Annotated in this window: 1 protein-coding gene; it reads right to left on the minus strand. The window is 63.8% G+C overall.

The window, feature by feature from the left end; all coding sequences use genetic code 11:
• On the minus strand, positions 1–1,196 hold a 1,196-nt coding region (locus ABE456_RS28430), incomplete at both ends, for a T6SS effector BTH_I2691 family protein (RefSeq protein ID WP_346646899.1).

Below are 1,196 nucleotides of genomic sequence, written 5' to 3' on the forward strand. Positions count from 1 at the left end.
AGGCGTTTTAGGCGCGGGTCCTGTGCTTCGGTGCCGGGCGTCGGCTGGCCCATCGGCTGAATCAGCAGCGCCAATGAAATCTCCAGGCCGCGGGCCGAAGCGATTTCGTCGCGGTCGTAACAAGCCAAAGCCGCGGCCAGGCTGTAGGGGTTATCGACGTGTTGGGGTTCGGCAGTCCCGAGCCAGGCGTCATGATCGTTGCTGGCTTGCAAGGCCTGGTTGCGCAACGCGATGATCCGGCGTTCCAGTTCATCACGCTCGGTGAGAAAACGCCGGTATTTGGCGATGTCGAGGCGCTGTGCCAGGCGCGCGCCATTAGGTGAATAGTCCTCGTGGGTGAGTGACTGAAAACGTGACTCGGACGGCGACAGGGCGGGGCCGCGGCGTTGCGTGCCAAGGCGGAACTCGGCGAGGTCCACTGAAGGTGCATCGGCCGGGTACAGGCTTTCCAGCGTCTTGTTCAGCAGCATGGCCACCAGGTTGCGATGGTGGAAGTCGCGGCTTTGCACGCTCAGCTGTTCGGCATCCAGCTTGTAGCACGCCGGCACGCTTTCCTGTTCGGGCCCTTGTGCAGGCTTCATGTGTTCCAGTTGCTCGGCGGGCATCAGGTCACGCAGTTGGTGCTGGTAGGCGGATACCGACAGGCTCAGGTCCAGGGCCATGCCTTCGGCATCGGCGAGCGCCACTACTAAGGGTACTTTGGGCTGGGTGTAGGGGTAGTGGCGGGCGATGGCGACGAGGTTGCCGATGGGCAAGGTTTCGCTGACCGGGTCGCTGCTCCAGGTCAGCGGCATGCGCCGCTCGATGGGCTTGAAGTCTTCGACCCAGGTTTGCAGGGCGCTGACCGGTAGGACATGCGGCTGGGTTGAGGGGGCCTGGTTGCCCGCTATGAGTTCGGCCATGTCCAGCTGGCGCATGTGCCGTTTGCGCAGGGCTGGCGAGCCGGTGATGCGGGCGGTCATGGCGTTGGTCCACAGGTGCGGGCTGTAGCCGATCCACACTTCCTTGGCGGTATCAGGGCAGGTGTCGGCCCACACCCAGCCCATGGTGCGGCTGGACAGGTAGCGCTCCCGCAGGTGGTAGTCCTCCAGGCCGCGGTAGAGCAGTTCCTTGTAAAGGCCCGCGCCGACGTACTCATGGATGACCAGCTTTTCGCCCAGGGTGCCTTTCATGAACACGTAGACATAGCCTGGGCG

The sequence above is a fragment of the Pseudomonas sp. TWI929 genome, from assembly GCF_039673335.1.
Classification (GTDB): domain Bacteria; phylum Pseudomonadota; class Gammaproteobacteria; order Pseudomonadales; family Pseudomonadaceae; genus Aquipseudomonas.